Source organism: uncultured Veillonella sp. (genome assembly GCF_938010505.1).
In the GTDB taxonomy this organism is placed as follows: domain Bacteria; phylum Bacillota; class Negativicutes; order Veillonellales; family Veillonellaceae; genus Veillonella.
The window spans coordinates 25,169-32,235 of the sequence record NZ_CALLVP010000067.1 but is presented as its reverse complement, the minus strand read 5'-3'; the positions used below and the strand labels follow the sequence as shown (position 1 = coordinate 32,235).

The window sequence follows — 7,067 nt, the reverse complement described above, 5'->3', positions numbered from 1 at the left end:
AATATGACGGTTCGCAAAAAAGATGGCAATTACCAAATAATTGTCAGCTATAAAGACGGTATAAAATGGAGGCAAAAATCCAAACAGGGTTTTGCTACTCAAAGAGAAGCAAAGCTCTATGGGCAAAAAATTATCGAGGAATTAAAAAAGACTGTCACCAATCCACTTGATGACAGTCTAAAAGATATAACGCTTATTCAATTTTATCAGATTTACATTCGGGAAAAGATTAATATATCCGCCAATTCAATACTAATCTACAATAATATCATGGAGAAATATTGTGAGCCCTTACATGACAGAAGAATGTGTGATATTACCCATTCCGATATTTTTACATTGATTTCTAATTTGTCAAAATCAGCGGCAAGTAAAAATTTGTGTATTGTATTACTACGTGCCGTTTTTAATTATGCTATCAATCCATATAGGTTAATTCGCAATAATCCATGTGCCGCCATTAAGAGATATCGTAAACAAAGTACACGATCAATCACAACAATTCCAATAGAAGATATGGACATGCTTTTACATAATATTGAACATAGTCACCCAACGTATTATTTGTTATGCAATATAGCAAGATATACAGGCGCGAGGTATGGTGAGATTATAGCATTACAATGGTCTGATATAGACTTTGACAATAATACTATATCAATTTCTAAGCAATGGGCGCAATGTGAACGTAATAAATATGACTTTAAATTACCAAAAAGTAAAAATAGTATTCGTATAATTCCTATTCCGCCTATACTTTCTAATTTATTAAAACAGCATCAATGTAACGGATCGGATAGATTATTTCCATTTCGCACTAGTCGAAGCAGTCAATTAAATGAACTGATTCAACGGTTCCTTCCCGGAAAATCAATCCATATGTTTAGACATACATACGCTACTACATTATTAGGCAATAATGTAGACATACAGACTGTTGCCAGTTTACTTGGAGATAATATAAATACAGTTATTAAAACATATATCCATTATTCAGATGAAATGAGAAAAAATGCTGCGGATAACGTGGCAAATATTTTTGGTTAATTATTTTTGACGATTATATGACGAAAATCTATAGAGCCCTATTTATCAATGTATTCTATAGCTTTATTTTATAATATATGTATTATACCATTAAAAGAGACTAAAGATAATAGAAATAATAGCACCCACTAAAATAACAACAGTTACTACCGTGAGAATGACACTACCAAAGAATACGACAGCTGCCAAAACAATCGCTAGAACAATAAACAAAACAATTCGACTAAGCCAGCTTGTACTACTAAAGCTATACACCTTAACGTTTGGTTCGTATTGATTATATTCTTCATACCGTTGGCGCTCTTCATTTATATCAGTTGGCGTTGAATCTACATGAACAGAATCCCCAACCTCTTCAATGGTTACACCATCGAAATCACGTCGCTCATCATCGGATAATACGCGCGTATTAGGTTCACCAGAATAAGTATTGCCACTAAAAGCATCACCTGATTGACCATTTCTATATGTATTTTGATTGTTGTTTATATTGTGTTGATCATTCATAGTTAATTCCTTTATATGACCAAATAATAAATTTTATACAATCTATTATACCATATTTTAGCATTATAAATGCAAATAAAAATCCCCTTCACATATAAATTCATATACCTGAAGGGGATGTATTTTATAGTATTGCTTGATGATAATGTATGCTAATGCACAAATTAGTCATTCAAAAATTTTTGAAGTAATTCATTTACCATGCCAGGGTTAGCACGACCTTTGGATTCTTTCATGACTTGACCAACTAAGAAGCCAATAGCCTTGCCGTTACCGCTCTTGAAGTCTGCCACTGGTTGTGGATTATTAGCAATAACTTGCTTAACAATCTCTTCAATAGCACCAGTATCTGTAATTTGAACTAGACCTTCTTCTTTTACGATAGTATCAGCATCTTTACCGGATTCCCACATGGATACAATAACTTTTTTCGCAATTTTACCGGAAATTGTACCTTTGTCGATTAGGGCGATCATACCAGCCAAGTTTTCAGGACTTATTTTAGATTCAGCAAAAGTTAAACCACTTTCGTTAATCATCTTAGACAAGTCACCAAGCATCCAGTTAGCCACGGTTTTAGGATCTGCACCAGCCTTTACAGTATCATCTAAGAAATCTGCAGTCTTTCTAGCCACTGTAAGAATTGTTGCATCTTCACGAGGCAAGCCGTATTCAGACACAAAGCGCTCAATCTTAGCATCTTGTAATTCAGGTAATGCACGACGTACTTCTTCGATTTTTTCGTCAGTAATTACGATTGGTACCAAATCTGGTTCAGGGAAGTAACGGTAATCGTTTTCTTCGTCTTTCTTACGCATACCAATAGTAATGCCTTGGGCATCATCCCAAGTACGTGTTTCTTGATCTACTTTACCGCCAGCTTCAATTAACTTAGCTTGGCGCAAAGCTTCATATTCAACAACCTTTTGGATTGCGGTTAAAGAGTTGACATTTTTAGTTTCTGTACGTGTACCAAATTCTGTAGTGCCGCGCAAACGTACGGATACGTTACAGTCACCACGCAAAGAGCCTTCTTCCATACGACCGTCAGAAACTTCTAAATATTGCAAAATAGAACGTAACTTTTCAACGTATGCTCGCGCTTCTGCACCGGAACGAATATCTGGTTCAGATACGATTTCAAGAAGAGGTACACCCGTACGGTTGTAGTCAACATTAGAAGATTTAGAGTCGGAAATAGTGTTACCACTATGAACGAGTTTGCCTGCATCTTCTTCCATATGAATACGCGTAATGCCGATGCGTTTAGTTTCACCATTCACTTCAATGTCTAAGTGACCATTCAAACAAATTGGTAAATCATATTGAGATGTTTGATAGTTTTTTGGCAAATCAGGATAGTAGTAATTTTTACGGTCAAACTTGTTAAAGTTAAGGATTTCACAATTCAATGCTAAGCCTACTTTAATGGCAAATTCTACTACTTGTTTATTTAACACAGGCATAGCACCAGGCAAGCCAAGACAAACTGGGCATACATGTGTATTTTGATCGCCGCCGAATTCAGTGGTACAACCACAGAAGATTTTAGACTTAGTCTTAAGCTCTGTATGAACCTCTAAACCAACGACTGTTTCGTATTTACTACTCATAGAGAAACCTCCCCAGTTGGTGCTACTAATTGACAGTCTGGACGTGCTTGTTCAAATGTGAAAGCAGCGCGCAACAATGTTTCTTCACCCATTGCAGGGCCTAGTAACTGTAAACCAATTGGTAAATTGCTGCTACTCATACCTGCTGGAATGCTGATACCTGGAATACCTGCAAGGTTAGCTGGTACTGTACAGATATCCTCTAAGTACATTGCCAATGGGTCGTTTGCTTTTTCGCCAAATTTATAAGACGTATTAGGTGCAGTTGGTGTTAAGATTAAATCCACTTTGGAGAAAGCTTCATCAAATTCGTTTTTAATGAGGCGGCGTACTTTCAATGCTTTTAAATAGTAAGCATCATAGTAACCAGCGCTCAATACATAAGTACCTAATAAAATACGACGTTGTACTTCAGGACCAAAGCCTTCTGTACGAGTTTTAGTAGACATTTCTACTAAATTATCTGCAGGTACACGCATACCATAGCTTACACCGTCATAACGAGCCAAGTTAGAGCTTGCCTCTGCTAATGCGATGATATAGTACGCAGATAATGCATATTTAGAATTAGGTAAAGAAACCTCAACAATTTCAGCACCTAATTTTTTATATGTTTCAATAGCCTCTTCCATAACTTTACGAACTTCGCTATTAAGACCTTCGCCAAAAAATTCTTTTGGTACACCGATTTTCAGATTTTTTACATCATTTACAAGAGCAGTAGTGTAATCTACACGAGCCCCTGGAATGGATGTGGAATCTTTAGCATCGTGACCAGAGATAGCATTTAATACTAATGCAGCATCTGTTACATCACGTGTAATAGGGCCGATTTGGTCCAAAGAAGATGCAAAGGCAATAAGACCATAACGGGATACATTACCATAGGTTGGCTTCAAGCCTACTACGCCACAGAAAGACGCTGGTTGACGGATGGAACCACCTGTATCAGAACCAAGAGCCCAAATAGCAGAACCACTAGAAACAGCAGCTGCACTACCACCAGAGGAACCACCCGGTACACAGTCAATATTCCATGGATTAGTCGTTTTTGCTAATGCGGAGTTTTCTGTAGAACCGCCCATAGCAAATTCGTCCATATTAAGTTTACCAAGACTAATATAATGATTATCTTGTAAACGTTCGATAACAGACGCATTGTATGGAGGCACAAAGTTCTCTAACATTTTGGACGCACAAGTTGCAGGTTCGTCTTTGATACAAATATTATCTTTAATCGCTCCAGGAATACCAGCTAATGAAGAAATGGCTTCACCTTTAGCAATCGCTTCGTCTACAGCCTTAGCTGTAGCTAAAGCACGTTCATGAGAATCGGATAAGTACGCATGTACAGTTGGTTCCACTTTAGCTTTATGAGCAATAACAGCATTCGTCAATTCAACGGCGCTGATTTCTTTATTCACAAGTTTCTTGTGTAATTCATGAATTGTCGGCACAGTGAAACCTCCTATTCTTGTACAACACGAGGTACTTTAAAGTACCCATCTTCTGCTTCCGGAGCATTGGATAAAGCTAAATCATGATTGAGGGATGGTTTAGTTTCATCCTCTCTGAATACATTTTGTAATGGTACAGCATGAGCCATTGGCTCAACACCGTCAAGTTCTAATGCGTTTAGTTCAGCAACATAGGTCAAGATGTCGGACAACTCTTTTTCTACATGTGCCATATGTTCTTCCTTAACTTCCAATCGTGAAAGCAAGGCGATATTTTTTATTTCCTCTTGGCTGATTTTCATCGGAACACATCCTTTCATAATTATTTATTATAAAGCAAATAGTATATATTTTCAAAACATTGTAAGACTATATATTTATTGGATTTCACCGAGTTCTTTTAATAGTTCTACGAACTCTTCTTCGTTCATAACACGAATGCCCAATTCATTTGCTTTAGTGAGCTTACTACCGCTATCTTCTCCAGCTACAACGAGTGTTGTCTTCTTTGAAACAGAACCAGTAACCTTGGCTCCATGAGCTTCAAGGATTTTACCGGCTTCACTGCGCCCCATAACCTCAAGCTTACCTGTGAGAACGACGATTTCACCTTCCATTTGATTGCCTGCAGCTTCTACTACATCTACGGTCATCTTAAGACCTGCTTGAGTTAAGCCTTCAATAATTTCCTTATGTGCTGGATCTTGACGATATTCAACAATGCTATCTGCCATTGTGGGCCCGATTTCTTCAACTGCTACTAATTCATCCTTAGTAATAGTCATGAACCGATCTATAGATTGCACCACATTAGCAATTGTAGTTGCAGCCTTTGAGCCGATTAAACGAATCCCCAGTCCATATAATACACGGTCTAAACCGCGTGATTTAGAGTCATCAATAGCTTTCACCAAATTTTCTGCAGATTTTTTACCCATACGATCCATCGTAACAAGTTGGTCTACAGTTAAATGATATAAATCAACAACATTTGTAATTAACTTGTTGTTGATCAAATTTTCTACGATACTAGGACCAAGGCCATCGATATTCATAGCGTCACGAGAGGCAAAGTGGATAATTTGTTCCTTTTCAATAGCTGGACAATGTTTATTCGTACATCGAACTGCCGCTTCTCCTTCACGACGAACTGCAGGTGACTCACATACAGGACATATATTAGGAATTGTAAAAGGAACCTCGGCGCCAGTTCGTTTTTCGGTTACCACACGAATTACCTCAGGAATGATTTCCGCAGCCTTATGAATAATAACGTGATCACCAATACGAATATCCTTTTCATTGATAAAATCTTGGTTATGTAAGGTTACACGACTTACATTAGTGCCAGATACAAATACAGATTCAAGCTCACCTGTAGGCGTTAAAACACCTGTACGCCCCACATTAATCGTAATATCCTTAAGAATTGTTTCTACCTCTTCTGGCGGATATTTGTAAGCAGTAGCCCACTTAGGATCTTTTGCAGTAGTGCCAAGAACCTCTTGATCATCAAAGCTATTTACCTTAATAACCATGCCATCTGTATCATAGGGCAATTCATGGCGCTTTTCATCCCAATAATTGATGGTTTCAATAACTTCATCAATAGTTTGGCATACACGATAGTGAGGATTAACAGGAAATTTAAAACCTTCCAAGCTCTTAAGCAATTCCTCTTGACTATGAATACTAGCCCCTTCTTCAGAGCCAATAGCATAAGCAAAAAATGCTAAATTTCGACTTGCTGTAATAGCGGGGTCTTGTTGCCGTAAGGATCCTGCTGCAGCATTGCGAGGATTTACAAAGGTTGGCAGTCCCTCTTCATCTCGTTCTTCATTAATACGTTTAAATTCACTATGAGGCATATACGCTTCACCGCGAACCTCGATAAACTCTGGTGCATTTTCTAAAAATAATGGAATGGATTTAATGGTACGTACATTAGCTGTTACGTCTTCACCAACGCGACCATCACCACGTGTAACGGCACGAACAAACATACCATTTTCATAATGTAAATTAACCGCTAAGCCATCGATTTTAAGTTCTACAACATACGCAGATGGCTTATGACCAAGTTCCTTTTCTACACGATTTCCAAAAGCTCGTACTTCATCAGCATTGAATACATTGGAAAGACTCAACATAGGACGACCGTGAACGACCTTTTCAAAGGAGCCTTCTACCTTCATACCGACCCGTTGTGTTGGAGAAGATGGCACAATATATTCAGGATGAGCTGTTTCTAAATCCACAAGCTCACGATATTTTTTATCATATTCAAAGTCGCTCATAGTAGGAGCATCTTTTACGTAGTATAAATACTGCGCATGAGTAAGTTCCTGTTGCAACTCTTTAATTCTATCTTTCGGATTCATTTTATATCCTTTTATACACAAATATATTTAGTTATATGATTGTATGTGTTTTCTATTTAAAT

Annotated in this window: 6 protein-coding genes; 1 reads left to right on the top strand and 5 read right to left on the bottom strand. The window is 37.5% G+C overall.

The genetic code is table 11. The features are described 5' to 3' along the window. On the top strand, nt 1-1,047 hold a 1,047-nt coding region (locus Q0507_RS03945; RefSeq protein WP_298712723.1), incomplete at its 5' end, for a site-specific integrase. 90 nt (nt 1,048-1,137) lie between these two features. Here Q0507_RS03945 and Q0507_RS03940 read toward each other — a convergent pair. From Q0507_RS03940 to ligA, 5 genes are all read right to left on the bottom strand, one after another. Continuing rightward, nucleotides 1,138-1,554 carry a DUF4229 domain-containing protein gene (locus tag Q0507_RS03940; protein WP_298712720.1) on the bottom strand — a complete coding sequence of 139 codons (417 nt, stop codon included), beginning with the start codon at nt 1,552-1,554 and terminating at the stop codon, nt 1,138-1,140. A 164-nt stretch (nt 1,555-1,718) separates the two neighbouring features. Then, nucleotides 1,719-3,167, bottom strand: a complete 1,449-nt coding sequence (gene gatB, locus Q0507_RS03935; protein ID WP_298712717.1) for an Asp-tRNA(Asn)/Glu-tRNA(Gln) amidotransferase subunit GatB — start codon at nt 3,165-3,167, stop codon at nt 1,719-1,721. After that, on the bottom strand, nt 3,164-4,624 hold the full coding sequence (gatA, locus tag Q0507_RS03930; RefSeq protein WP_298712714.1) for an Asp-tRNA(Asn)/Glu-tRNA(Gln) amidotransferase subunit GatA: 1,461 nt from the start codon (nt 4,622-4,624) through the stop codon (nt 3,164-3,166). Before gatA ends, gatB begins: the two co-directional genes overlap by 4 nt. 11 nt (nt 4,625-4,635) lie before the next feature. Beyond that, nucleotides 4,636-4,926 carry an Asp-tRNA(Asn)/Glu-tRNA(Gln) amidotransferase subunit GatC gene (gene gatC / locus Q0507_RS03925; protein WP_295816038.1) on the bottom strand — a complete coding sequence of 97 codons (291 nt, stop codon included), beginning with the start codon at nt 4,924-4,926 and terminating at the stop codon, nt 4,636-4,638. Between the two features lie 75 nt (nt 4,927-5,001). Continuing rightward, nucleotides 5,002-7,005, bottom strand: coding sequence for an NAD-dependent DNA ligase LigA (gene ligA, locus Q0507_RS03920; protein ID WP_298712712.1), 2,004 nt, complete (start codon nt 7,003-7,005; stop codon nt 5,002-5,004). Nucleotides 7,006-7,067 lie beyond the last annotated feature (62 nt).